The 24,754-nt window shown below is 66.8% G+C and carries 17 protein-coding genes; 12 read left to right on the top strand and 5 right to left on the bottom strand.

The window, feature by feature from the left end; genetic code table 11:
• The first annotated feature begins 19 nt into the window (after nt 1-19).
• The 11 genes from cobN (at nt 20) to xacR (ending at nt 17,057) form a co-directional block, all read left to right on the top strand.
• Nucleotides 20-3,886, top strand: a complete 3,867-nt coding sequence (gene cobN, locus BN996_RS13980; RefSeq protein WP_089780075.1) for a cobaltochelatase subunit CobN — start codon at nt 20-22, stop codon at nt 3,884-3,886.
• The gene (locus BN996_RS13975) at nt 3,879-4,559 is read left to right on the top strand and encodes a precorrin-8X methylmutase (RefSeq protein ID WP_089780073.1); all 681 of its coding nucleotides are present in this window, start codon (nt 3,879-3,881) and stop codon (nt 4,557-4,559) included. Before cobN ends, BN996_RS13975 begins: the two co-directional genes overlap by 8 nt.
• Nucleotides 4,552-5,346 carry a cobalt-precorrin-7 (C(5))-methyltransferase gene (locus BN996_RS13970; RefSeq protein ID WP_089780071.1) on the top strand — a complete coding sequence of 265 codons (795 nt, stop codon included), beginning with the start codon at nt 4,552-4,554 and terminating at the stop codon, nt 5,344-5,346. The genes BN996_RS13975 and BN996_RS13970 overlap by 8 nt, the downstream gene beginning before the upstream one ends.
• 78 nt (nt 5,347-5,424) lie before the next feature.
• Nucleotides 5,425-6,633, top strand: coding sequence for an ABC transporter substrate-binding protein (locus BN996_RS13965; protein WP_089780069.1), 1,209 nt, complete (start codon nt 5,425-5,427; stop codon nt 6,631-6,633).
• A 439-nt stretch (nt 6,634-7,072) separates the two neighbouring features.
• Nucleotides 7,073-8,452 carry a diaminobutyrate--2-oxoglutarate transaminase gene (locus BN996_RS13960; RefSeq protein ID WP_089780067.1) on the top strand — a complete coding sequence of 460 codons (1,380 nt, stop codon included), beginning with the start codon at nt 7,073-7,075 and terminating at the stop codon, nt 8,450-8,452.
• Nucleotides 8,449-10,008 (top strand): pyridoxal phosphate-dependent decarboxylase family protein, encoded by a 1,560-nt coding sequence (locus BN996_RS13955; RefSeq protein ID WP_089780065.1) that lies wholly within the window; start codon nt 8,449-8,451, stop codon nt 10,006-10,008. The genes BN996_RS13960 and BN996_RS13955 overlap by 4 nt, the downstream gene beginning before the upstream one ends.
• Complete coding sequence (locus BN996_RS13950; protein WP_089780063.1) at nt 10,005-11,786, top strand: IucA/IucC family protein; 1,782 nt, start codon at nt 10,005-10,007, stop codon at nt 11,784-11,786. Before BN996_RS13955 ends, BN996_RS13950 begins: the two co-directional genes overlap by 4 nt.
• Complete coding sequence (locus BN996_RS13945) at nt 11,783-12,424, top strand: GNAT family N-acetyltransferase (RefSeq protein ID WP_089780061.1); 642 nt, start codon at nt 11,783-11,785, stop codon at nt 12,422-12,424. Before BN996_RS13950 ends, BN996_RS13945 begins: the two co-directional genes overlap by 4 nt.
• Nucleotides 12,421-13,794, top strand: coding sequence for a lysine N(6)-hydroxylase/L-ornithine N(5)-oxygenase family protein (locus BN996_RS13940; RefSeq protein WP_089780060.1), 1,374 nt, complete (start codon nt 12,421-12,423; stop codon nt 13,792-13,794). Before BN996_RS13945 ends, BN996_RS13940 begins: the two co-directional genes overlap by 4 nt.
• An 8-nt stretch (nt 13,795-13,802) precedes the next feature.
• Nucleotides 13,803-15,641, top strand: coding sequence for an IucA/IucC family protein (locus tag BN996_RS13935; protein WP_089780058.1), 1,839 nt, complete (start codon nt 13,803-13,805; stop codon nt 15,639-15,641).
• A gap of 660 nt (nt 15,642-16,301) precedes the next feature.
• Nucleotides 16,302-17,057, top strand: a complete 756-nt coding sequence (gene xacR, locus BN996_RS13930; protein ID WP_089780056.1) for an HTH-type transcriptional regulator XacR — start codon at nt 16,302-16,304, stop codon at nt 17,055-17,057.
• 316 nt (nt 17,058-17,373) lie between these two features.
• Here xacR and xacF read toward each other — a convergent pair whose 3' ends face one another.
• Complete coding sequence (gene xacF, locus BN996_RS13925) at nt 17,374-18,822, bottom strand: 2,5-dioxovalerate dehydrogenase (RefSeq protein WP_089780054.1); 1,449 nt, start codon at nt 18,820-18,822, stop codon at nt 17,374-17,376.
• Nucleotides 18,823-18,978: 156 nt separating this feature from the next.
• Between xacF and BN996_RS13920 the strand changes: the two genes are divergently transcribed.
• Nucleotides 18,979-20,217, top strand: coding sequence for a xylonate dehydratase (locus BN996_RS13920; RefSeq protein ID WP_007274193.1), 1,239 nt, complete (start codon nt 18,979-18,981; stop codon nt 20,215-20,217).
• Nucleotides 20,218-20,485: 268 nt separating this feature from the next.
• Here the strand turns inward: BN996_RS13920 and xacK are convergent, their stop codons facing one another.
• The 4 genes from xacK to xacH are packed head-to-tail and all read right to left on the bottom strand — an operon-like array spanning nt 20,486 to nt 24,704.
• Nucleotides 20,486-21,637, bottom strand: a complete 1,152-nt coding sequence (gene xacK / locus BN996_RS13915) for a xylose/arabinose ABC transporter ATP-binding protein XacK (protein WP_089780053.1) — start codon at nt 21,635-21,637, stop codon at nt 20,486-20,488.
• Nucleotides 21,638-21,639: 2 nt separating this feature from the next.
• A complete protein-coding gene (locus tag BN996_RS13910; RefSeq protein WP_089780051.1) occupies nt 21,640-22,815 on the bottom strand; it encodes an ABC transporter ATP-binding protein in 1,176 nt (391 codons plus the stop codon).
• Nucleotides 22,816-22,818: 3 nt separating this feature from the next.
• Nucleotides 22,819-23,748, bottom strand: coding sequence for a xylose/arabinose ABC transporter permease XacI (gene xacI, locus BN996_RS13905; protein ID WP_042665763.1), 930 nt, complete (start codon nt 23,746-23,748; stop codon nt 22,819-22,821).
• Between the two features lie 2 nt (nt 23,749-23,750).
• A complete protein-coding gene (xacH, locus tag BN996_RS13900; RefSeq protein WP_042665761.1) occupies nt 23,751-24,704 on the bottom strand; it encodes a xylose/arabinose ABC transporter permease XacH in 954 nt (317 codons plus the stop codon).
• Between the last annotated feature and the right edge of the window lie 50 nt (nt 24,705-24,754).

The following is a 24,754-nucleotide window of genomic DNA, read 5'->3' as shown; positions in this document are numbered from 1 at the left end:
AGACAATAACACTTTATCAATGACACCGACAATCGGACTGTACACAGCGACCGAAAACGAGTTGGGCGCGGTCCAGCGGGCCGCGCGCCGACTCGACGGAATCGACCTCGTCGTCCGCTCCGCGAGCGATTTGGACGACGTGACCGACGCGGACGCCTTCGTCGACGAGTTGGAGTCGGCGACGGCGGCCGTCTTCTGGCTCCACGGGGCCGAAGACAGCATGCCCGGCTACGACCACGCGGTCGAACGACTCGAAGCCGCGGGCGTGCCGCTCGTCGTCAAGGCCACGGGCGACGCCTTCGCGCGGCAGGACACGACCGTTTCCGACGCGGACCGCGGGCGCGTCTGCGAGTACCTCGACCGCGGCGGCGCGGTGAACGTCGAGAACCTCTGTCGGTTCCTCGCCGCCGAGTACGCCGGCGTCGAGACCGAGGTTGACGACCCGGTCGAACTCCCGACCGAGGGCGTCTACCACCCGGACTACCCCGGCGTCGAGTACGACGAACTGCTCGACACCCACGACCCCGACAAGCCGACCATCGGCGTCTGGTTCTACGAGTCCCACTGGACGCACGCGAACACCCGGTACGTGGACGCGCTCGTGGAGCGACTCGAATCGCTCGGCGCGAACGTCCTCCCGGCGTTCTGCAATCCCGCGACCGACGAGGAGGGACAGGAGAACGCCGAGTGGGTCGCCCGGAACTGGTTTTCGGACGACGACGGCCCCGTCGTGGACGCCGTCGTCAGCTCCTTCATGTTCTCGCTGTCGATGAGCGAGCGCGGCCGCGACGCCGACGACGAGGGCGCGGCCGCCGAGGACGTGTTCCTCACCGAACTCGGCGTTCCCGTGTTGCAGGCAATCACGACCATGCGCTCTCGAAGCCGGTACGAATCGAGCGACACGGGCGTGATGGGCTTCGAACTCGCGCTGTCGGTCGCGCTCCCGGAGTTCGACGGCAACGTCATCACCCACCCGATAAGCGGGAAAGAGCGGATGGAAGACGAGGCGGGCGTCGGGAGCGCGCCGAAACAGCACTTCCCCATCGAGGACCGCGTGGACCACGTCGCCCGCCTCGCCGTCAACTGGGCGCGACTCCGCCACCTGCCGAACGACGAGAAGAACGTCGCGGTCGTCCTCCACAACTACCCGCCGAGCGACGACGGCATCGGGACGGCCTTCGGGATGGACAGCCCCGAGAGCACGGTCAACCTCCTGTCCGAACTCCGGAGTCGAGGCTACGCCGTCGGCGACCTCCCCGCGGACGGGCAGGCGCTCATCGACGACCTCACCTCGCAGTTGACGCTGGACGACCGCTGGGTCGCCCCCGAGGACGTGCGAGACCTGAGCGTCGACGTGGTGTCTCCGAACCAGTACGCCGACTGGTTCGCCGACGCCGACGACCGCTTCCGCGACAACGTCGTCGAGGAGTGGGGCGACCCGCCCGAGCGACCATTCGCGATTCCGGGCGTCGAGTTCGAGAACGTTCTCGTGACCGTCCAGCCGCCGCGCGGGTTCGGGATGGACCCCTCGAAGGTGTACCACGATTCGGACCTCCAGCCGCCGCACGACTACGTGGCGTTCTACGCGTGGCTCCGCGAGGAGTTCGACGCCGACGCCGTGGTCCACCTCGGCACCCACGGGAGTCTCGAATGGCTCCCCGGCAAGACCGTCGGCCTGAACGGCGAGAGCGCGCCGGACCAGTTGGTCGGCGACCTCCCGAACGTCTACCCGTACATCATCAACAACCCCGGCGAGGGGACGCAGGCCAAGCGCCGGTCGTACGCGGCCATCGTGGACTACCTCACGCCGGTCATGCGCACGGCGGGGACCTACGACGACCTCGCGGACCTCGAAGAACTCGCCCGCGAGTACCGCGAGGCGGGCATGGACGAGGCCCGCCCCGAGCGCGGCGACCAACTCCGCGAACTCCTCGTTGCGGCGGTCGACGACCTCGACCTCGCGGTCGAACTCGGGTTCGACGACGCCGACGCGGTCGGTGACGCCATCGGCGGCGCGGATTCCGGTTCCGGCGTCGATGCCGACGCCGTCGACTTCGACGAACTGGTCGAGCGCGTCCACGAGTACCTGACCGACGTGAAGACGACGCAGATTCGGATGGGCCTCCACACGATGGGCGAACCGCCCGAGCGCGACCGGCTCGTGGAGTACCTCGTCGCGCTCACTCGGCTCCCGAACGCCGACACGCCGAGTCTCCGCGAGAGCGTCGCGGGCGTCATGGGCGTCGACTACGACCGGATGCGGGACGAACCGGGGACGTACGACGACGACCTCGGGATGTACCTCTCGGAGGCCGCGGACCGCGTCTACGACCAGTGCGTCGAACTGGTCTCCGCACTCGCCGACCGCGGCTTCGACGTGCCCGAGTCGGAGGTCGACGCCGGCCCCGACGACGAGGTGAACATGAACCTGCTCGTGGTCGATATCGACCAACTCGGCGACGCGAAAGCCAAGCGGGGCGCGCACGACGACCTGCGCGAGGTGCTGGCGTTCATCTGCGACGAGGCGGCCCCGCGAGTCGCGGCCGCGGAAGCCGAGATTCCTCAGACTGCGGACGCGCTGGCCGGCGAGTACGTCCGGCCCGGCGGTTCCGGTGCGCCGACCCGCGGCGGCGTGGACCTGCTCCCGACCGGGCGGAACTTCTACACGCTCGACCCGCGGAAAGTCCCGGCCAAGCCGGCGTGGAGCGTCGGCGAGCGCGTCGCCGAGGGCGTTCTGGACCGCCACTACGACGACCACGGCGAGTACCCCGAGGAGTTCGGGGTCGTCGCGTGGGGGACGCCGACGGTCCGGACCCGCGGCGAGACCATCGCGCAGGTGCTCGCGTTCATGGGCGTCGAACCGGTGTGGACCGACGCGGGCCGCGTCGACGACGTGGAGCCGATTCCGCTGGACGAACTCGACCGCCCGCGAATCGACGTGACCACCCGCGTCTCGGGGCTGTTCCGCGACGCGTTCCCGCAGGCCGCGAGCGTCGTCAACGACGCCGTCGACGCGGTGGTCGAACTCGACGAACCCCACGAGATGAACTACGTGAAAAAGCACGTCGAGGAGGACGCCGCCGAGTTCGAATCGGAGGGCGTCGACGCCGACGAGGCCGAGACACTGGCCAAACACCGCGTGTTCACGACGACGCCCGGCGGTTACGGCGCGGGGACGAACAAGGCCGTCGACGAGGGCGAGTGGGACGACCGGAGCGACCTCGCGGACGTGTTCGTCCAGTGGGGCGGCTACGCCCTCGGGAGTCGCGGCAAGGTGACCGAGGCCCACGACGCCTTCGAGCGCCGCCTGAGCGGCGTCGAGGCCACGGTGAAAATCGAGGACACCGCCGAGCAGGACGAGTTCGACTCCTCGGACTGGTACGCCTTCCACGGTGGGTTCGTCTCCGCCGTCGGCGAGATTTCGGGGAGCGACCCGGCCTCGTACGTCGGCGACTCCAGCGACCCCGACAACGTCAGCGTCTACACGAACGAGGAGAAAGTCCGCAAGGCGATGCGGGCGCGCGTCCTCAACCCCGACTGGCTCGACAGCATGGAGGAACACGGCTACAAGGGCGCGGGCGACCTCTCGACCACGGTCGACGTCGCGCTCGGCTGGGACGCGACCACAGGCGTCGTCAGCGACACGCTCTGGGAGAGTCTCGCCGACGCCTACGCCTTCGACGAGGACCGACAGGAGTGGATGCGCGACGTGAACCCGTGGGCGCTCGAAAGCATCACCGCGACGTTCCTCGAAGCCATCGACCGCGACCTGTGGGACGCCGACGACGACGTGCGAGAGCGGTTGCAGGACATCAACCTCTCCGTGGAGGGCGACCTCGAAGCGAACACGACGAACGCCATGACGCAGACCCAATCCGATGACTGAACGAGACGCCTACGCCGACCTCGGCGCGACGACGCAGGAAGCGATGGACATCGCGGAGACGAGCATGGACATCGTCCGGACGTTCGTGCCCGACGAGACGCTGACCGACCGACTGCGGCAGAAAGCGGTCCACTCGACCGGCGACATCGAGTTCCAGCACCTCATCCGGTGCCAGAACGACCCGGTCGTCGCGGGCGCGAGGGCCGTCCTCGACGAGCGCCCCATCGTGACCGACATCACGATGGCGAAAGCCGGCATCACCGGCCGCGGCCACGACTGCCCGGTGCGGAAGGCAATCGGCAACGGGGCGGACCTCGCCGCCGAGACGGGCATGACCCGGACCGCGGCCGCGGTGCTCGAACTCGACAAGGAAGGCGTCTACGACGGCGCAATCGCGGTCGTCGGCAACGCGCCGACCGCCGCGTTGGCGCTCTGCGACTGCATCGAAAACGGGACTCGTCCGGCGGCCGTCGTGGCGACGCCCGTCGGGTTCGTGAAGGCCGAAGAGAGCCGGAAGCGCGTCCGCGACATCGCCGACGAGTACGACGTTCCGGCGGTGACGAACGTCGGGAAACGCGGCGGGAGCGGTCTCGCGGCCGCGCTCACGAACGAGTTGATTCACGTCGCCAGCGACGTGCGCAACGGCGACGTTGACCTCGGGGACCATGAGTGAGGACGAGAACGACCCGTACGACCTCGATTCGGGGCCGGACCCGGCGACGTTCGCGGCCGCCGCTCCCGAGCAGAGCATGGATAAAGACACTGACGCGCCGGTCTATGCAGTCGGCGTCGGCCCCGGCAACCCGGAGTACCTGACACCTCGCGGGAAGCGGGCGATTCGGGAGGCCGACGTGGTCGTCGGCTTCGAGACGGTCGTCGAGTTCGTCGCCGGCGAGACCGACGCCGACCTGCTCACCTGCGGCTACGCCGACGAGGCCGACGCGCTGGCCGAGTTCGGGCGGCGCGTCGCGGCCGGCGACCGGGGAACGGCGGTGCTCATGGGCGACCCGAACCACTCGGGCTACCAGTTCCTCGGGAAGGTCCAGCGGGCCGTCGAGCGACCGGTGCGGGTGATTCCGGGCATCTCGTCGCTCCAGATAGCCGCGAGTCGCGCCCGGACGCCGATGGAGGACACGCGGTTCGTCACGCTCCACAAAAGCGGGTCGCTCGACGCCGACCTCGACCGACTGGCCGAGGCGGTCGGCGAGCGCCACCTGCTCGTCCTGCCGCGGCCGTTCGACTGGATGCCGGGGGACATCGCCGAGTTCCTCCTCGATTCGGGCGCGGACGCGTCGCTGGACGCGCTCGTACTCGAACGACTGACCCACGACGACGAGCGAATCACCCGGACCACGCTCGGCGACCTGCGCGACTCGGCCGGCGGGAGCGGCCCCGACTCGACGCCGTACTCGGACCTCTCGGTGCTCGCCGTCAGAGCGCCCGTCGACGCGGCGGACTGAGCCGCCCCGCCGCGCGAGGGTGGTTAGGCCCGCCTAAATTCCGAAGACGTTTTAACTGTTTAGGCAAGCCTAAAAGACATGGCAAACGACGGACAAAGCGGACGGGAATCGACGCGGCGCGAGTACCTGCGATACGGCGGGGCAGTCGTCGCAGGTGGCCTGCTCGCCGGCTGTACCGGCGGTAGCGGGTCGGAGACGACGACGGAGTCCGAGGCCGAGACGACCGCGGCCGCGACCACGACGAGCGCGGCGACGGAGACCGAGACCGAAACCGAGACGGCGACCGAGGCGTCGGAGTCCTACTCGGTGTCGATAGAGCCGGTCGGCGAGGTCGCCTTCGACTCGGTTCCCGAGACGTGGATCGCGAACAACGGCAGTTGGGCCGACATGGGCGTCGCGCTCGGTCTCGACGCGCCGATGGGCGTCTGGCTCCCCGGCCGGTACCACACGCAGTACTACGACGAGATTCCGGACGTGAGCGTCGACAAGTCGTCCATCCGCCAGCTGTGGGGCGACAGCGGCGTCGGCAAAGAGCAGTTCTACGAGCTGAACGCCGACGTACACATCGCCGACCCGAACTTCCTCCTGAACCGCGGCCAGTGGAGCGAGGCCGATATCGAGGAGATCAGCACGCAGGTCGGGCCGTTCTTCGGCAACAGCATCTTCTCGCGCAGCTACGCGTGGCACGACGACTACCGCTACTACAGCCTCTACGAGGCGTTCGAGAAGCTCGCACAGGTGTTCCAGCGCGAGGAACGCTTCGAGGCGTTCGAGCGGGTCCACGAGGAGTTCCAGTCGAACCTCGCGTCGGTCCTCCCCGCGGAGGGCGAGCGGCCCTCGGCCGCCGTCGTCTGGGGCGGCGGCGACGAACCGGAGGAGTTCTACCCCTACATCATCGACGAGGGGACGAGCTTCAAGCACCTCAACGACCTGGAGGTCGACGACGCGCTCGCGGCGACCGACGTGAAGGACTTCTACAGCAACCGCGGCGCGGTCGACTTCGAGACCCTTCTGGAGGTGGACCCCGAGGTAATCCTCCTGCGCGGACAGGAGGCCAAGACACGCGAGGAGTTCCAGAACACTGTCATCTCGTTCATGGAGAACCACCAGGTCGCGAGCGAACTCACGGCCGTCAAGAACGGCGACGTCTACCGCGCCGGCGCGCTCTATCAGGGCCCCATCACGAACCTCGTCGTGACGGACCGACTCGCGCGGACGCTGTACGACGCCGACGAGCGCCTGTTCGACGCCCAGCGCGTCGCAGACATCGCCAACGGTAACCTGTAACCCGGTCCGACCTCGCGGCCCCGCTTTTCCCCGCGTTCGCTCGGCGGCGAGCGACGCGGTCCGCCAGAATCCTTATTGTGTTTTAGGCTAGCCTAAAAGTATGGCAGCCAACCGAGATTCGGACGGTCCCTCGCGGCCATCGCGCCGCGTTCCGGGGGTGACGCTCCACTCGTGACGACGGCCCACCGAGCGGAAGCGAGCTAAGTCGTCGGGACGACTCGACGCGAGTCCGAACATCCGACCGCGTCCGTGAGGCGAGCGGGCCGGCGGCCGGTGAGTCAACCGCCGCGAACGGGCCGCGGCGACCGAAGAGCGGCCGCGCTGTTCCGTTATTTTCACTAAAATATATATTGCAGTAAACCTTTTGTGTTTTTAGGTAGACCTAAAATCGTATGCTCGACAGCGACACACCGACGGCGAACCGGCGGAGGAATGCGCGATGACCGGCCCGACGGCCGGCAACGAGGCGTTGCTCGAACAGCAGGCCGCTCGCGAGTCGAGCGCGCGGACCTACCCCCGACACCTCCCGCACGCGATACGGGAGGCCTCGGGCGTCACCGTCACCGACATGGACGGCGAGGAGTACTACGACTGTCTCGCGGGGGCCGGCACGCTCGCGCTCGGCCACAACCACCCGAGAGTGGTCGAGGCGATGGAGCGCGTCCTCGCGGAGGACCGGCCGCTCCACACCCTCGATATCACGACGCCCGTCAAAGAGCAGTTCGTCGACACGCTGTTCGACAGCCTCCCCGACGAGTTCGCCGACAACGCGCGGGTGCAGTTCTGTAGCCCCGCCGGGACCGACGCCGTCGAGGCCGCGCTCAAGCTCGTCAAGACGGCGACGGGCAACCGGAGCGTCCTCGGGTTTCAGGGCGGCTACCACGGGATGACCAACGGGGCGCTGAGCCTGATGGGCGACACCGACCCGAAGGAGGACGTGCCGGGACTGATGCCCGACGTACACCACCTCCCGTATCCGTACGAGTACCGGTGTCCGTTCGGCGTCGGCGGCGACGAGTGCCACGAACTCGCCGCGCGGTACGTCGAACGCACCCTCGACGACCCCGAAAGCGGCATCACCGAGCCCGCGGGGATGGTGGTCGAACTCGTGCAGGGCGAGGGCGGCGCGATTCCCGCGCCCGACGACTGGACCCGCGAGATTCGGCGGATGACCCGCGAGCGCGACATCCCGCTGGTCGTGGACGAGATTCAGACCGGCCTCGGCCGGACCGGCGAACTGTACGCCTTCGAACACGCCGACATCGTCCCCGACGCGGTCACGCTCTCGAAGGCCATCGGCGGGTCGCTCCCGCTTTCGGTCGTCGTCTACGACGAGTCGCTCGACGTCTGGGAGCCGGGCGCGCACGCCGGGACCTTCCGGGGCAACCAACTGGCGATGGCCGCCGGCATCGCCACCATCGAACACGTGCTCGAACACGACCTCGACGACCACGCCGCGCGCATGGGCGACCGACTCCGCGGCCACCTCGACGCGACGAAACGCGCTCACGACGCCGTCGGCGACGTTCGCGGCCGCGGGCTGATGCTCGGCGTCGAACTCGTCGACCCCGCGGGCGAGCCCGACGCCTGCGGGCGCTTCCCGGCGCATCCGGACCTCGCCGACGCCGTCCGCGCGGCGTGTTTCGACCGCGGGCTCATCGTCGAACTCGGCGGCCGCCACGGGAGCGTCGTCCGGTTCCTCCCGCCGCTCGTCGTCACCCCGAGCGACGTGGACGCCATCGGGAGCATCTTCGCCGACGCCGTGGAGGCCGCAATCGAGGAGGTCAACGCCGACGGCCGCCGGGAGGTCGCCGCATGAACGGCGTCGGCGGCGTCGACGGCGTCGGCGAGCGCCGCGACCCGCGACCGGACGCCGCGAAGTGGTTCCTGAGCGGCGACGACGACGACCGGGCGCGCTACCGGGACGCGATTCGCCGGGCGCGCGACCTCGTCCTCGACGAGTTCGCCGACGAGGCGACGCCGTACTCGGGGGCGACGCCCGAGGAACTCGACGACGCGCTCGCCCGGTTCGAGATGTTGCCCCACGAGGGCGACGGCGTGGCCGCGGCGCTCGACCGCACCGAACCGATTCTGCGGAACTCGGTCGGCGTCTCGGACCCGGCCTGCGTCGCGCACCTCCAGTGTCCGCCGACGATTCCGGCGCTCGCGGCCGAGGTGCTTTTGACCGCGACGAACCAGTCGATGGACTCGTGGGACCAGAGCCCCGCCGCGACGCAGCTCGAACGGCGATTCGTCGACGAGTTGTGCGACCTGTTCGGCTACGAGGACGGCGACGGCGTGTTCACGAGCGGCGGCACGCAGTCGAACTTCGTCGGCCTGCTCCTCGCGCGCAACAGGGTCGTCCTGGAGGAGTGCGGCGTCGATGTACAACAGGCAGGCCTCCCGCCGGAGGCGCGGGACCTGCGAATCCTCTGTTCGGCCGACGCCCACTTCACCGCCACGCAGGCGGCCTCGCACCTCGGCCTCGGTGAGAACGCCGTCGTCACCGTCCCGACCGACGACGACCGCCGCCTGTCGATGGAAGCGTTCGACGAGGCGGTGGCGGACCTCCGCGAGCGCGGGAAACGACCGTTCGCAATCGTCGCGACAGCCGGGACGACCGACTTCGGCAGTATCGACCCGTTAGGCCCGCTGGCCGAGCGCGCGGCCGAACTCGACTGCTGGTACCACGTCGACGCGGCGTGGGGCGGCGCGCTCGCTCTGAGCGACGACCACGCCGACAAACTCGCCGGCATCGAGGCCGCCGACTCCGTCGCGGTCGACTTCCACAAGCTGTTCTACCAACCGATTAGCTGCGGCGCGGTCCTCGTCCGCGACGAGTCGGCGTACGACCTCATCGACCGCAACGCGGCCTACCTGAACCCCGAGCGCGACGACGACGCGGGCGTGCCGAACCTCGTCTCGAAGTCGGTCCAGACGACCCGGCGGTTCGACGCGCTCAAACCCTTCGTGACGATGCAGGCGCTCGGCCGCGAGGGGCTGGCGTCGATGGTCGAGTACACCGTCGACCTCGCCGACGACGCCGCGAGGCTCGTCGAGGCCGACCCCGGCCTCCGACTCGTCCACGACTCCGACCTGAACGTCGTCGTCTTCCGGTACGTCCCCGACCACGGACGAGACGGCGGTGACCCGGCCGACGGCCCGAGCGCCGACGACCTGAACGAGGCCATCCGCGACTCGCTCCTCGACGACGGCGAGGCCGTGGTGGCCCGGACCACCGTCGACGGCGAGACGTGCCTGAAGCTGACGCTCCTGAACCCCCGAACGACGCGCGAGGACCTCCGAGACCTCCTGCGCGAGATTTCGACTCGCGGAACCGAACTCGAAACGACGACCGACGACCGACACGCATGAATCCGAACGACACAGCCGAGTCAGCGACGATACACAGCTTCCTGAACTGCTACCTGCGGGAAACCGGCGACTACGCCGTCGTCCCAGCCGGGGACGCGCCGGTCGAGACGGACGCCGAAGAAGTCGTCCACGCGCCGCTTTCCCGGCAGGGCGTTGACCTCTACGTCCCGCTCTCGTACCGCTCGCCGACGGACCGCCACCTGTTCGACCTGCCCGGCGTCTACCGACTCCCCGACGGCGAGACGTTCCCCCTCGACTACACGGTGCTCGTGACCCTCGTCACGTCCGAACTCAGACTCGGGCGCGACGCCGCCGGCGCGGCCGACGAACTCCTCCTCCGAGTCGTCAAGAGCTGTCAGAACATCGAGCGGTTCGTCGAGGCCCGCCGCGGCGACGAGGAGCGACTGTACGGCTTCGACACCTCCTTCCGCGACGCCGAGCAGTCGCTCGTCTTCGGCCACCCGCTGCACCCGACGCCCAAGAGCAGACAGGGCATCCCCGACCACGAGTCGCGGACCTACGCGCCGGAACTCCGCGGGTCGTTTTCGCTTTCGTACTTCAGCGCTGACCCCGGACTCGTCGTGCAGGAGTCCGCCCGCGACGACTCGGCGGCCGAGTGGGTCGCGTCGGCCCTCCGCGCGGACGACTTGGTCCCCGAGTCGTTCGTCTCTGAACACGTCGATTCGGACAGGGTGTTGCTTCCCGTCCACCCGTGGCAGGCGGACTACCTCCGCGCACAACCCGAGGTGCGGGCGCACCTCGGCGACGGCCTCGAACACGTCGGCCAAGTCGGCCGGGAGTTCTACCCGACCTCGTCGGTGCGGACCCTGTACGCCCCCGACTCGCCGTTCATGGTCAAGGCGTCGCTGAACGTCAAAATCACCAACTCCGAGCGGACGAACAAACGCCCCGAACTGGAGCGCGGGGTCGCCGTCACCGAACTGCTGGACACCGAACTCGGCGATGAGATGGAATCCCGGTTCCCGGCGTTCGACGTCGTCCGCGACCCGGCGTACCTGACGGTCGACCTCGGCGACGGCGAGTCCGGCTTCGAGACCGTCCTCCGCGAGAACCCCTTCCGCGGCAACGCGGCGACGAACGCGACGCCCGTGGTCGGCCTCTGTCAGGACCACCTCGGCGACGGGTCGTCGCGGCTGGCGACGCTCGTGGAGGGCATCGCCGACCACGAGGGACGGCCGACAGACGAGGTGGCGGAAGACTGGTTCCGCCAGTACCTCGAACTGTCGGTTCGGCCGGTGCTGTGGCTGTATCTCGAACGCGGACTGGGCGTCGAGGCCCACCAGCAAAACAGCGTCCTAACGCTCGACGGCGGCTATCCGGAGACGTTCCGCTACCGCGACAACCAGGGCTACTACCTCCCCGAGTCGATGTACGACGAGGTGGACGCGCTCCTGCCCGGTATCGGCGAGCGCGCCGACACCGTCTGTCCGGACGCCGTCGCCGACGAGCGCGTCCGGTACTACGTCATCATCAACAACGCCTTCGGCCTCGTCAACGCCTTCGGCACGGCCGGACTGGTCGACGAGCGACGCCTCTTGGGCGTCCTCCGCGAGGAGCTCGAATCGCTTCGCCGGTACGACCGGCCGTCGTCGTCGCTGCTCGACGACCTCCTCACGAGAGCGACGATTCCCTGCAAGGCGAACCTGCTCACGCGGTTCCACGACATGGACGAACTGGAGGGGTTGCTGGCGAACCAGTCGGTGTACGCCGACATCGACAACCCGCTCGTCACGGAACTGGAGGTGCCAACGCCGTGACCGACGCGTCGGCAAACACCGCCGCAAGCCCGGCGACGGACGACGCGGGCCGCGAGTACGCCTACCGCGTCCGCGAGGAGACCATCGACCGGACCATCGCCTTCGCGGAAGTCGACCCGGCGCTGGACTTCGACCGGCTTCACGCGTGGCTCGGCTCCGACCACGTCAAGCCGTACTGGCAACTCGACCTCCCCGAGCCGGCGTTTCGAGAGCGGCTCGACGAGAAGCTGGCCGACGACCATCTCACCCCGTACGTCGGACTGCTCGACCACACGCCGATGAGCTACTGGGAGGCGTACCGCGCGGCCGACGACGTCGTCGCGTCGCGCTACGACGCCGCCCCCGAGGACCGCGGCGTCCACCTGCTCATCGGGCCGCCGGAGTATCTCGGCCACGGCTACTCGATACCGCTCTTGCGGGCGATGACGGCGTTTCAGTTCCGCTCGACCGACGCGGCCCGCGTCGTCAGCGAACCGGACGTGCGAAACGAGCGGGTCATCCACGTCTTCGAGCGGTGCGGCTACGAGGCACAGAGACGTATCGACCTGCCCGACAAGGAGGCGCTGTTGATGCACTGCGAGCGCGACCGGTTCTTCGACGCGGTGGCCGAGGACGCGGAGGCGGAGGTGAGCCGATGAGCGAGTCGCACGTCCACGACGTGGTCGGAATCGGTCTCGGCCCGTTCAACCTCGGACTGGCCGCCCTGCTCGACGGCGCGCCCGAGGACGTGGACGCGGCGTTCCTCGAACGAGACGCCGAGTTCGCCTGGCACGAGGGGATGCTCATCGAGGGGACGACGCTGGAAGTCCCGTTCCTCGCGGACCTCGTGACGCTGGCCGACCCGACGAGTCCCCACAGCTACCTCAACTACCTGCGGGAGACCGGCCGCATCTACGAGTTCTACTTCTACGAGACGTTCCAGATTCCCCGACGAGAGTACAACGACTATCTCCGATGGGTGGTCGACCGACTCGACGCCTGCCGGTTCAGCCGCGAGGTCACCGAAGTGCGCTGGGACGAACGCGAGGGGAACTACGCGGTCACCGCGCGGAACCCGGAGACCGGCGACCGCTTCGAGTACCGCGCCGACAACCTCGCGCTCGGAATCGGCTCTCGGCCGAACGTCCCCGAGCACCTCCGCGGACACCCGAGCGAAGACGTCCACCACACGGCGCGGTATCGGCACAACCGCGAGCGCGTCGTGGACGCGGACACGGTCACCGTCGTCGGGTCCGGACAGAGCGCGGCCGAGGTGTTTCGGGACCTCTTGGAGCGCCAGCCAGAACACGGCTACCGGCTGGATTGGCTGACTCGGTCTGACGGCTTTTTCCCCATGGAGTACTCGAAGCTCGGCCTCCAGCACTTCACGCCCGAGTACGAGCGGTACGTCTACGACCTCCCGCAGGCGGTGAAAGACGACCTCATCCCGAATCAGGACCTGCTGTACAAGGGAATCGACCCGGAGACGAGCGCCGAGGTATACGACCTGCTCTACCGGCGCTCCATCGGTGACCGCGACCCCGACGTCGGTCTCTTTGCGATGACCGAGGTCCGGGATATCGAGGCCGTCGGCGACGCGTACGCCCTCGACTGTCACCAGTGGCAGGCCGAGGAGTCGTTCGTCCACGAGAGCGAGGTCGTGATTCTCGGCACGGGCTACGAACGACCGATTCCCGAGTTCCTCGAACCGATGGAAGACGCCATCGAGTGGGACGAAAAGGACCGGTTCGAGGTGACCGAAGACCACCGGCTCGCGGTCGACGTGCCGGGTGACGTGTTCCTCCAGAACGCCGAGGTCCACACCCACGGCGTCGGGGTTCCGGACCTCGGCCTCGGGTGCTACCGGAACGCGAAGTTCGTCAACCGACTCGTCGGCCGCGAGGTCTACCCCGACGACGGCGACACGGTCTTTCAGGACTTCTCGGTGGCGCAGTTCCTCGAACACGCACCGAACGCTACCCGCGCGGGCGGAAGCGAGACACCACCCACGCCGACGCAGGACGACTAACGATACCGATGAATCCGAACGACACCACGCTGCAGGACGCACTGGACCCGGAGGTCTGGGAGACGGTCGAACGCCGCCTCCTGACGAAGATGCTCGAAGAGTTCGCCTACGAGGAGATAATCGAGCCGCGGACGGTCGACGCCGGCGACGACCGCCACGTCTACCGGTTCGACCTCGGCGAGACGAGCTATCGGTTCGAGGCCGCCGACCGCCTGATGGACAGTCTCCACGTCTACGGAGACACGGTCGAGCGCCGGACCGACGGACCGTGGAAACCGCTCGGCGACCCGCTTCGACTACTGCGCGACCTCGGCGAGACGACCGACCTCGACGGCCTCACCGAGGGAAATCTCGTCCGCGAGTACAAGCGGACGCTGCTCGCGGACGCCCACATCGAGTCGCGGAAGCGGGACCGAGAGGGCTTCGACCCGACGGAACTCGATTACGCCCGTCTCGAAGGCGAGATGGAGGGCCACCCGTGGATTACGTACAACAAGGGGCGACTCGGCTGGGGGTACGACGATTACAAGCAGTACGCGCCCGAACGCAAAGAACCGGTGACGCTCTCGTGGGCGGCAGTCCGCAAGGAACACGCGACGTTCGTCGGGACCGAGGAGGTCGACCACGACTCGCTCGTCCGCGGCGAACTCGGCGACCACTACGACCAGTTCCGCGACCGGCTCGACGCGAAGGGGTACGACCCGGACGCCTACTTCTTCATGCCGGTCCACGACTGGCAGTGGGAACACAGCGTCGTTCCGCTGTTTCCCGACCACATCGCGGCCGGCGACATCGTCCCGCTCGGTGACGGGCCGGACGAGTACCTCCCGCAACAGTCGGTCCGGACCTTCGTCAACGTCGACGACGCCGAGAAACACCACGTGAAGGTGCCGATGCGAATCCTCAACACGCTGGTCTGGCGGGGGCTTCCCGGCGAGCGGACCGAACTCGCGCCGACGGTCACCGAGTACATCAAGGGCATCTACGACCGAGACGACTTCCTGCAGGAACGGGGGTTGATTCTCCCCGGCGAGATTGCGGGTCTCAACTACGACCACGCGGACTTCACCGACATCGACGGCTCGCCGTACCAGTACCACGAACTGCTGGGCGCGGTCTGGCGGGAATCCATCTACACGTTCCTCGAAGACGACGAGCGGGCGATTACGCTCTCGTCGCTGATGCACGTCGACGGCGCGGGCGAACCCTTCGTCTCGCGGCTGGTCGAACAGTCAGGGCTCACCCTCGACGAGTGGCTGAGCGAGTTCTTCGACACCGTCCTGCCGCCGCTGTTGCACTTCCTCTACCGCTACGGAACGGTGTTCTCCCCGCACGGCCAAAACACCATCCTCGTCGTCGAAGACGGCGTTCCCACCCGACTCGCGGTCAAGGACTTCGCGGACGACGTGAACGTGAGCGACCAGTCGCTCCCGGAGTTGGAATCGCTTCCCGACGAGGTGCACGACGTGCTCCGAGAGGAGCCGCCGGAGGGGCTCTGTCAGTTCATCTTCTCCGGGCTGTTCGTCTGCGTCCTCCGGTACGTCGCCGACGTGCTCGAAGAACACGAAGACTACGCCGAGCGGGAGTTCTGGACGCACGCGCGACGCGCGGTTCTGGACTATCAGGCGCAGTTCCCCGAACTCCAAGCGCGGTTCGACCTGTTCGACGTGCTCCGACCGGAGTTCACGAAGCTCAGTCTCAACCGGAACCGCATCTTCGACTACGGCTACGACGACTCCCCCGGTCGTCCGCACGCCTCCGAACACGGGACGGTGACGAACGCCCTCGCCGAAGTCGCGGGCGAGCGAGCGAGCGACGCGAAGCAGGCGGGTACGGTGGACGACTGACCCGGCGGGGTTCCGGCGCGTCGTCGTCGACGGCGGTTCGCACCCGCCGCCGAGCCCCGTTGCGCGGTCTCGCCCCTTTAGTCTCCGTCGCGGAACATCGAGATGTGGAGCGTGAAACTGGCCGGTGGGGACAGAGAGGCCCGGAAGATAGTGTCCAGTGGACACACATCTGGTTGCGTAGAAAGGTGAATCGGCAGTCCTCGGGAACTACTTCGTCGGCAGTGCGAATGTATCGAAATGGTTACACAAAAGTTATCTGAGAACCAGATTTTCTCGGATCTTTTCCGAAAGTAACCGAGAGACGGGGGCAGACATTCAGTACCGTTTCGGCGAGGACCTGTCGAGTTACGGACGGAGTCCGGTCACGTCGAGGAACAGAACCGAAGATTCGCCGCATACTGAATTGTGTAGTACGGGAACAGCAGTCGAAGGTCGGGGGAGACGGTCACTGGACAGGTGGTAGGGCCTCTGCTGGAGTTCTCGGAGCGACTGCGGATACCGGGAGGCGGCCGACCAGCCCTTCGAGATGGGGTTCACGAAGCGGAGGCCGACATCGGCCGCGAGTGACGAACCCGACCTCGCATCGAGCGACATTCTACGCTCACGGCATCTCGTTCTCGCGACCAGAACATTTAATCGGGTACTCGATAACGAATAATCATGGACGCCAAGCATCCGGTGCGAACCACTGAGAAGACCCTCGCACTCGTCGAGGAGTTGATGGAGAAGGGACCGTGCGGGGTCACGGAGTTGGCCAGCGACCTCGACATGGGAAAGAGCGCGGTCCACAACCACCTGACGACACTCCAGAAGCACGGCTACGTCCTGAAGGACGGCGACGACTACCGCGTCGGCTTGAAGTTTCTCGAAGTCGGCGGCCACAGTCGGAAGTCGATGGAAGTGTATCAGGTCGCCGAGCCAGAGGTCAAATCGCTCGCCGCCGACACGGGCGAACTCGCCAACCTCCTCGTCGAAGAACAGGGGATGGGCGTCTACCTGATGCGGGCGAAAGGCGACGACGCCGTCGACCTCGACACCTACGCGGGCCTGCGGACGCACCTGCACACGACGGCCCTCGGGAAGGCGATTCTCGCGAACCTCCCGGAGTCGAGGGTCGACGAGATAATCGAGCGTCACGGTCTCGAACGGAAGACGCCGAAGAGCATCGGCACGCGGGAAGAACTGTTTCAGGTGCTCGAAGGGGTCCGCGAGCGGGGGTACGCCATCGACGACGGCGAGCGCCTCGAAGGGCTGCGCTGTCTCGCGGCACCTATCAAATCCTCGGCCGGTGAAGTCCTCGGGGCCATCAGCGTCTCGGCCCCGGCCAGCCGAGTCAGCGACGAAGACCTCCACGGGTCGCTCCCCGAACGCGTCCTGAGCGCGGCCAACGTCGTCGAGCTCAACATCAACTACTGAACCCCGCGTTCGCTATCTCGGAACGAGACGCGAGCAACCGGAATTTTCAACGGATAACCGTGTTAGCATAGTTCTTGCTAGTGAACCGCGCCCTCTATTACACAGCTATGCGTGTAATTCAAGCCCCGAATTCGGAGAAGGAGCGTTCTGCCATAGAGAATCGGCTGGCGACGGGCAGAAGGCCGGTATTGAGGTGGTGCTGGCAGGGTGGGACGAAACAAGCGAGAGAGAAAGAGGTGCCTTGAGAGACGAGCACCGAAGAGAAGAAAAACCGAGAAAACGGCGGGTGCGGGGCCGGTTCGATGACCGGTGAAGCTCAGTAGTTGTCGTAGACGGTCTTCTCGATGGTGTAGAAGTCGAGGCCGGCGTCGCCCTGTTCGCGCCACGTCTCGGAGGAAGAGCGCTTGAACCCGCCGAAGGGAACGTGGAGTTCGAGACCGGTCGTCTTGTCGTTGACCTTCACCACGCCGGCTTCTGCCTCGTCGACGAAGCGGTTCGCCTCGGTGTGGTCGTCGGTGACGACGCTCGCCGAGAGGCCGTACTCGACGTCGTTTGCGACTTCCAGCCCTTCGTCGAAGTCGCTCACTTCGATGACGGCGATGACCGGGCCGAAGACCTCTTCCTGCGCGATGCGCATGTCGGGGTCGACGTCGGTGAACACCGTCGGCTCCACGAAGTGGCCCGTCTCGACCTCCTCACCCTCGGGGACGCCGCCGCCAGCGGCGAGCGTCGCGCCCTCGCCCTCGGCGATGTCGATGTATTCGAGCGTCGAGGAGAGTTCGGACTCGCTGACCTGCGGGCCCATCTCGTGGTCGGTGCCGGGACCGACGTCGAGCGATTCCGCGCGGTCGACGAGCTCGGCGACGAAGTCGTCGTACACGTCCTCGTGAACGATGGCGCGGGAACAGGCCGTACACGACTGGCCGGTGGTTCCGAACCCGCCGTTGGCGACGATATCGGCTGCCTCGGCGGGGTCAGCCGAGTCGGCGACGAGCGTCGGGTTCTTCCCGCCGAGTTCGGTCTGGACGCGCTTGCCGGCGTCGGTGGCCTGCTCGTAGACCATCTCGCCGACCTGACTGCTCCCGGTGAAGGAGACGAGGTCCGTGCCCTCGTTGGTGATGAACTCGGTGCCGACCGAGCTTCCGGGGCCGGTGACGACGTTGAGGACGCCGTCCGGGAGGCCGGCCTCGTCGAGCGCGCGGGCGATTTCGATGACGACGCCGGGCGCGATGGAGGCGGGCTTGAGGACGACGGTGTTGCCGGCGGCGAGCGCCGGGGCGAGCTTCCACGCCGGAATCGCAATCGGGTAGTTCCACGGCGTGATGAGCGCCGCGACACCCACCGGCTCCTGTCGCGTGTAGAGGTTCGTGTTCGGCCCGCTCGCACCCTTCTTCGTGCCGCCGAGGTCGGCGGCCTTCGACGAGAAGTAGTGGAAGATGTCGATGGCGCGCTGTACCTCGCCCGCCGCTTCGGGCCGCGCCTTCCCCTCCTCGGCGATGAGAATCTCCGTCAGTTCGTCCTTCCGCTGGGCGAGGAGCGTCCCCGCCTCGCGGAGGATGCGCCCGCGCTCGGGGCCGGGCGTGTTTCGCCACTCGTCTTCCGCCGCGACGGCGGCGTCGACGGCCGCCGCGGCGTCGTTCTCGTTCGAGTGCTGATACGCCGCGACCACTTCGCTCGGGTTCGCGGGGTTCGTCACCTCGGTCGTCTCGCCGGTCTCCGAGGTCACCCACTCACCGTTGACGTAGTTTTTACTAGGGTCCGTCATCGGGTACACGTTCTGTCTTCCGACATACAACTCTTGCGAAGCTGTCACTATTTGTTGGCTGTCGACGACGGGGCGAGTTCGGGAGCGCGCGTCGGGGTGAGCGACGGACTACCGACCCACACACTTTTGTAGTGGCTTTCGAGATATACGTGCGCAATGGTTGAGCAAGCGAAGCTTAGCGACCCGAACGCGGAGTACACGATGCGCGACCTGTCCGCGGAGACGATGGACATCACGAATCCGCGAGGTGGCGTCCGCGACGCCGAAATCACGGACGTACAGACGACGATGGTCGACGGGAACTACCCGTGGATTCTCGTCCGCGTCTACACCGACGCGGGCGTCGTCGGTACCGGCGAGGCCTACTGGGGCGGCGGCGACACCGCCATCATCGAGCGGATGAAGCCGTTCCTCGTCGGCGAGAACCCCCTCGACATCGACCGCCTGTACGAGCATCTCGTCCAGAAGATGTCCGGCGAGGGCTCCGTCTCGGGCAAGGTCATCTCCGCCATCTCGGGCATCGAAATCGCGCTCCACGACGTCGCCGGAAAGCTCCTCGACGTGCCCGCCTATCAGCTCGTCGGCGGGAAGTACCGCGACGAGGTGCGCGTCTACTGCGACCTCCACACCGAAGACGAGGCCAACCCGCAGGCCTGCGCCGAGGAGGGCGTCCGCGTGGTCGAGGAGCTCGGCTACGACGCCATCAAGTTCGACCTCGACGTGCCCTCGGGCCACGAGAAGGACCGCGCGAACCGCCACCTCCGCAACCCCGAAATCGACCACAAGGTCGAAATCGTCGAAGCCGTCACCGAAGCCGTCGGCGACCGCGCGGACGTGGCGTTCGACTGCCACTGGTCCTTTACGGGCGGGAGCGCAAAGCGCCTCGCCGCCGAGCTGGAAGACTACGACGTGTGGTGGCTCGAAGACCCCGTCCCGCCGGAGAACCACGACGTACAGAAGCTCGTGACGCAGTCCACGACGACGCCCATCGCGGTCGGCGAGAACGTCTACCGGAAGTTCGGCCAGCGGACGCTGCTCGAACCGCAGGCGGTGGACATCATCGCGCCCGACCTGCCCCGCGTCGGCGGCATGCGCGAGACGCGGAAGATAGCCGACCTCGCGGACATGTACTACATCCCCGTGGCGATGCACAACGTCTCGTCGCCCATCGGGACGATGGCGTCTGCACAAGTCGCTGCGGCCATCCCGAACTCGCTTGCCCTCGAATACCACTCCTACCAGCTCGGCTGGTGGGAGGACCTCGTCGAGGAGGACGACCTGATTCAGAACGGTCGGATGGAGATTCCCGAGAAGCCCGGTCTCGGGCTGACGCTCGACCTCGACGCCGTCGGAGAACACATGGTCGAAGGGGAGACTCTCTTCGACGAGGAGTAAGCCGACACCGAGGACGAGACTGTCCCACGGCGGCCGCATCAACCTGACATGCAACACCCATAACCCGGACGCACCACCGCGGACGAGAGAAGTGAGCGTCTCTCGGCTCGCGGCGCGCCGTCGCGGCCGCCTTTTCACTCGCTGGAGTTCGATACCGGAGCGACGCGATTCGCGGAGACAGTCGCTACGCCGACGCGGATAGCTCGACGGCTGAGAACGGCGCGCGAACCGCGGACGAGAAACAGAAAGCGCAGAAAGCGGTGACCGGTCAGTCCGAGACGAACGCGCCGATGGCGCGGTTCGACGGGAGCTCTCGGTTCTTCAGCGCGTCGCCGGTCTCCCCGTCGAACAGGTGAACCGCGTCTTCGGGGAACGAGACGGTCGTGCGGTCGCCCGCTTCGACTCTCGACTTGCCGGTCGTGGTGGCGGTGAACTGGGTCCCCTCGCCCCCGCCGACGAACCGCAGGTGGACGGTGTTCTCGTTCCCCTGCGGCTCGACGACGACGACCTCGGCGTCGAACGTTCGGCCGCTCGACCGCTGGTCTCCGACCGCGACGTCCTCGGGCCGGATACCGAGTGTGAGGGAGCTCACGTCGCCGAGTTGGTCTCTGGTCGCGCCCGAAAGCGGGTAGTCGAAGCCGTCGCCGCCGAAGGTGTCGCCTTCCAGTGACCCGTCGAAGAAGTTCATCGACGGTTCGCCGATGAAGCCCGCGACGAACAGGTTGTTCGGGCGGTGGTAGCAGTCCAGCGGCGTGCCGACCTGCTGGAGTTCGCCGTCGTCGAGGACGGCGACGCGGTCGCCCATCGTCATCGCCTCGGTCTGGTCGTGGGTGACGTAGACGGTCGTGACACCGAGTTCCCCTTGCAGGCGCTGGAGTTCGGTCCGCATCTCCGCCCGGAGTTTGGCGTCCAAGTTGGACAGCGGCTCGTCCATCAGGAACACTTCCGGGTCACGGACGATGGCCCGCCCCAGCGCGACCCGCTGTTGCTGGCCGCCCGAAAGCTGTCCGGGCTTGCGGTCGAGCAGGTCCGAGATGCCGAGCATATCGGTCGTCTCTTCGACCCGCTGACGTATCTCGTCGTCAGGGAGGTCGGTCGACTCTTCGAGACCGAACGACATGTTCCCGCGGACGCTCTTGTGCGGGTACAGCGCGTACGACTGGAACACCATCGCGATGTCCCGGTCCTGCGCGGACACGTCGTTGAGGACGCGCTCTTCGAGTCTGAGCTCGCCCTCGGTGACGGTTTCGAGGCCCGCCATCATCCGGAGCGTCGTCGACTTCCCGCACCCCGAGGGACCGACGAGCACGAGGAACTCCCCGTCGTCGATGTCGAGCGAGAGGTCTTCGACGGCGACGATGTCGCCGCCGCCGTCGTCAGTGTACACCTTCGTCACGTCGTCGAGTGTTAATCGTGCCATGGCTACTGTTCGAGTTGCGTGCGGTCGGCTTCCTGGTCGTAGCGGCGGTTGTGCACCGCGGTTCCGGTCTCCGCGTCGAACACGTGAATCTTGTCCGGCGGAATCGTCACCGTGACGCGGTCGCCCCGCGTGACGAGGTGCATCCCCTCCGTGACCGCCTGCAGGGCGTCGTCGGCGGAGGGTTGGTCCGGGTGCGAGAGGTGGAGGACGTTCTGGTCGCCGTGGGGTTCCACGACGGTCACGTCCATCCGGAGTTCGTGGTCGCCGAGCGCGGTGTCGTCGGCGGTGTCGTCGGCGGTGTCGTCGGTCGTCGCGTCAACGACCGCGATGTCTTCGGGGCGAATCCCCAAGACGAGGTCCTCGCGGGCGCCGACGGACTCCATCACGTCTTCGTCGAGCGGGTACGAGAAGTGCTCGCCGACGAACGTCGTCTCCGAGCGCGTCCCGCGGACGAGGTTTATCATCGGCTCGCCGATGAACTCCGCGACGAACAGGTTGTTCGGGCGGTGGTAGCACTCGAAGGGAGAGGCCACCTGTTGGAGTTCGCCGTCGTCCATGACGGCGATGCGGTCGGCCATCGTCATCGCCTCGGTCTGGTTGTGGGTGACGTAGACGGTCGTGACCGCGAGTTGGTCCTGTAGGTTCTGGAGTTCGGTGCGCATCTCCGCGCGCAGTTTGGCGTCCAAGTTGGACAGCGGCTCGTCCATCAGGAACACCTCCGGGTCACGCACGATGGCGCGACCGAGGGCGACACGCTGTTGCTGGCCGCCGGAGAGTTCGTCGGGTTTCCGGTCGAGCAGGTCCGAGATGCCGAGCGTCTCGGCGACCTCGACGACGCGCTCGTCGCGCTCCGCAGACGTGTACCCTTCCTCTTCTTCCAGCCCGAACCGGATGTTCTGCCGGACGGTCATGTGCGGGTACAGCGCGTAGTCCTGGAACACCATCGCGATGTCGCGGTTCTGCGGGACGCGGTAGTTCATGTGGTCCCCGCCGATGTAGATGTCGCCGCTGGTCGGGGTCTCCAAGCCGGCGAGCATCCGGAGCGTCGTCGACTTGCCGCACCCCGAGGGACCGACGAGAACGAGGAACTCCTCGTCGTCGATGTCGAGCGAGAGGTCGTCGACGGCGACGGTGTCGCCGAAGCGCTTCGTCAGGTCGGTGAGTTGAATCTCTCCCATAGGTTAGGCCTCCGTCCGAAGTCCCTTGGCGAACTGTTCGGCGAACGCGACGTACAGGATGAGCGTCGGAACCGCCGCGAGGAACGCCGCGGACATCCTGATACCGAAGTCGATGCCGGAGGTCGACGCCCCGATTGCGGGCAGCACCAGCGTGACCGGTGCCGCGGGCGCGTCGGACCCGGTGACCAGCGTGAACGCGAAGAGGAACTCGTTGTAAATCTGCGTGAACTGGTAGATGAACACGACGCCGAACATCGGCTTCGAGATGGGCAGGATGACGCGCCGGTAAATCTTCGTGATGCTCGCGCCGTCGATCTTCCCGGCCTCGACGAGCGAGTTCGGGAGGCTCTGGTAGTACGACCGGAACAGTATCGTACAGATGGGAATCCCGTAAGCGATGTGGGTGATGACGAGCGGCACGAGGTCGGCGTGGTACCCCTGGAAGAAGGGTATCGACGCCACCATCGGCTCTATCATCCGTGCGAGCGGGAAGATGTTGTTCCAGAAGCGCGCGAGCGGGACCAACACGGCCTGATACGGGACGAAGACGCCGATGACGAACAGCATCAGCATGCCCATCTGCGCCCGCCAGTTGACCATCGTCAGGCCGTAGGCGGCCATACTCCCGAACAGGACGCTCCCGATGGTCGCCGGAATCGACATGATGAGCGAGTTGAAGAACGACCCCGAGAGCTGTTCGAGGGCGAACTGGACGTTCCCGAGGGTGAAGCCCTCGCCGACGGGCGGCGCGAAGGGAAGCGAGCGAGCGACCGACTCGTTCGTCTTGATGGCGGTCATGATTCCCGTCTCCAGCGGGACGAGGAAGAATCCGAGGAAGAACACGACGAGCGCGTACTGAGCGACGCGCCGCAGGTTCACGTCCTCGACGAGCGATGCGACGTCGAAGCTGCCTGTGGATGACGGCTGTGACATGGTCAGAGGCTCCCCTGTTTGTACTGGTAGTAGAGGTACGGTCCGATGACGCCGAGCGCCATGATGAGAAGCATGGTCGCGATGGCGGCCGAGTAGGCCCACTCACCGAACTTGAACGCCCGGCGGACCATGAGCGTCGCCAGGATGTCCGTCCCGTTCGGCGGGCGGTACCGGCCGACGAGCGCGTACAGGAAGGTAAACGCCTTCAGCGCGAACACCATCAGCACGACGGCCGCGCTGACGGACGCCTCCTTGAGTTGCGGGACGATGATGCGGAGGTAGGTCCGAATCATGCTCGCGCCGTCGACGCGGGCCGCCTCGAACTGGTCGTCGGGAATCGACTGGAGTCCCGCGAGGTAGACGACCATCGTGTACCCGCTGAACTGCCAGATGAGGGCGAATATCACCGCCCCGAGCGCTATCGACGGATTCCCGAGCCAGTCCACCGGGTTGAACCCGAGAGTCGTCACGACGAGGTTGAGGATGCCGCTTTCGACGTTGAACATCCAGAGCCACAGTTGCGCGGTGACGACGAACGAGAGGCTCATCGGGAGGAGATAGACCGTCTGGAACTTCTCGGAGAACCTGATGCCGTGGTCCAAGAGGACCGCGAGGAACAGCCCGAGCACCAGACAGACGGTCGTAAAGCCCACGAGGAGGACTAAGTTGTTCTGCGCGGCGGCCCTGAACGCCTCGCTCGACAGCGCCTGTGCGTACATATCCAAGTCGAGCGTGGAGTAATCGGGCGTCCCGAGGCCCTCGTAATCCGTAAACGAGATTGCGAAGTTGTAGCCGATGCCACCGTAGACGGCGATGCTCATGAGGACGAACGGGATTCCCCAGTACGGCGAGGAGCGAACGAAGTCGCTGTTGAGGAAATACCGGAGCTTCGACTCCCACCCGACCGCCTCGTCGGTCGCGTCGGCGACGTGCTCCGTGTTATCGTGTGTTGCCATCGATGTACCTATATGTTATTTGTTGATGATGGGGCTGTGATTTCGACCGA

The sequence above is a fragment of the Haloferax massiliensis genome, from assembly GCF_001368915.1.
GTDB classification, from domain to species: domain Archaea; phylum Halobacteriota; class Halobacteria; order Halobacteriales; family Haloferacaceae; genus Haloferax; species Haloferax massiliensis.
Note: the sequence above shows the minus strand (reverse complement) of the source record. Positions and strands in the feature narration are given on the sequence as shown.

What these genes read in the sequence shown, in the direction of transcription:
- cobN (WP_089780075.1), top strand. Translation starts at nt 20, where the DNA reads ATGACACCGACAATCGGACTGTACACAGCGACCGAAAACGAGTTGGGC.
- BN996_RS13975 (WP_089780073.1), top strand. Translation starts at nt 3,879, where the DNA reads ATGACTGAACGAGACGCCTACGCCGACCTCGGCGCGACGACGCAGGAA.
- BN996_RS13970 (WP_089780071.1), top strand. Translation starts at nt 4,552, where the DNA reads ATGAGTGAGGACGAGAACGACCCGTACGACCTCGATTCGGGGCCGGAC.
- BN996_RS13965 (WP_089780069.1), top strand. Translation starts at nt 5,425, where the DNA reads ATGGCAAACGACGGACAAAGCGGACGGGAATCGACGCGGCGCGAGTAC.
- BN996_RS13960 (WP_089780067.1), top strand. Translation starts at nt 7,073, where the DNA reads ATGACCGGCCCGACGGCCGGCAACGAGGCGTTGCTCGAACAGCAGGCC.
- BN996_RS13955 (WP_089780065.1), top strand. Translation starts at nt 8,449, where the DNA reads ATGAACGGCGTCGGCGGCGTCGACGGCGTCGGCGAGCGCCGCGACCCG.
- BN996_RS13950 (WP_089780063.1), top strand. Translation starts at nt 10,005, where the DNA reads ATGAATCCGAACGACACAGCCGAGTCAGCGACGATACACAGCTTCCTG.
- BN996_RS13940 (WP_089780060.1), top strand. Translation starts at nt 12,421, where the DNA reads ATGAGCGAGTCGCACGTCCACGACGTGGTCGGAATCGGTCTCGGCCCG.
- BN996_RS13935 (WP_089780058.1), top strand. Translation starts at nt 13,803, where the DNA reads ATGAATCCGAACGACACCACGCTGCAGGACGCACTGGACCCGGAGGTC.
- xacR (WP_089780056.1), top strand. Translation starts at nt 16,302, where the DNA reads ATGGACGCCAAGCATCCGGTGCGAACCACTGAGAAGACCCTCGCACTC.
- xacF (WP_089780054.1), bottom strand. Translation starts at nt 18,822, where the DNA reads ATGACGGACCCTAGTAAAAACTACGTCAACGGTGAGTGGGTGACCTCG.
- BN996_RS13920 (WP_007274193.1), top strand. Translation starts at nt 18,979, where the DNA reads ATGGTTGAGCAAGCGAAGCTTAGCGACCCGAACGCGGAGTACACGATG.
- xacK (WP_089780053.1), bottom strand. Translation starts at nt 21,637, where the DNA reads ATGGCACGATTAACACTCGACGACGTGACGAAGGTGTACACTGACGAC.
- BN996_RS13910 (WP_089780051.1), bottom strand. Translation starts at nt 22,815, where the DNA reads ATGGGAGAGATTCAACTCACCGACCTGACGAAGCGCTTCGGCGACACC.
- xacI (WP_042665763.1), bottom strand. Translation starts at nt 23,748, where the DNA reads ATGTCACAGCCGTCATCCACAGGCAGCTTCGACGTCGCATCGCTCGTC.
- xacH (WP_042665761.1), bottom strand. Translation starts at nt 24,704, where the DNA reads ATGGCAACACACGATAACACGGAGCACGTCGCCGACGCGACCGACGAG.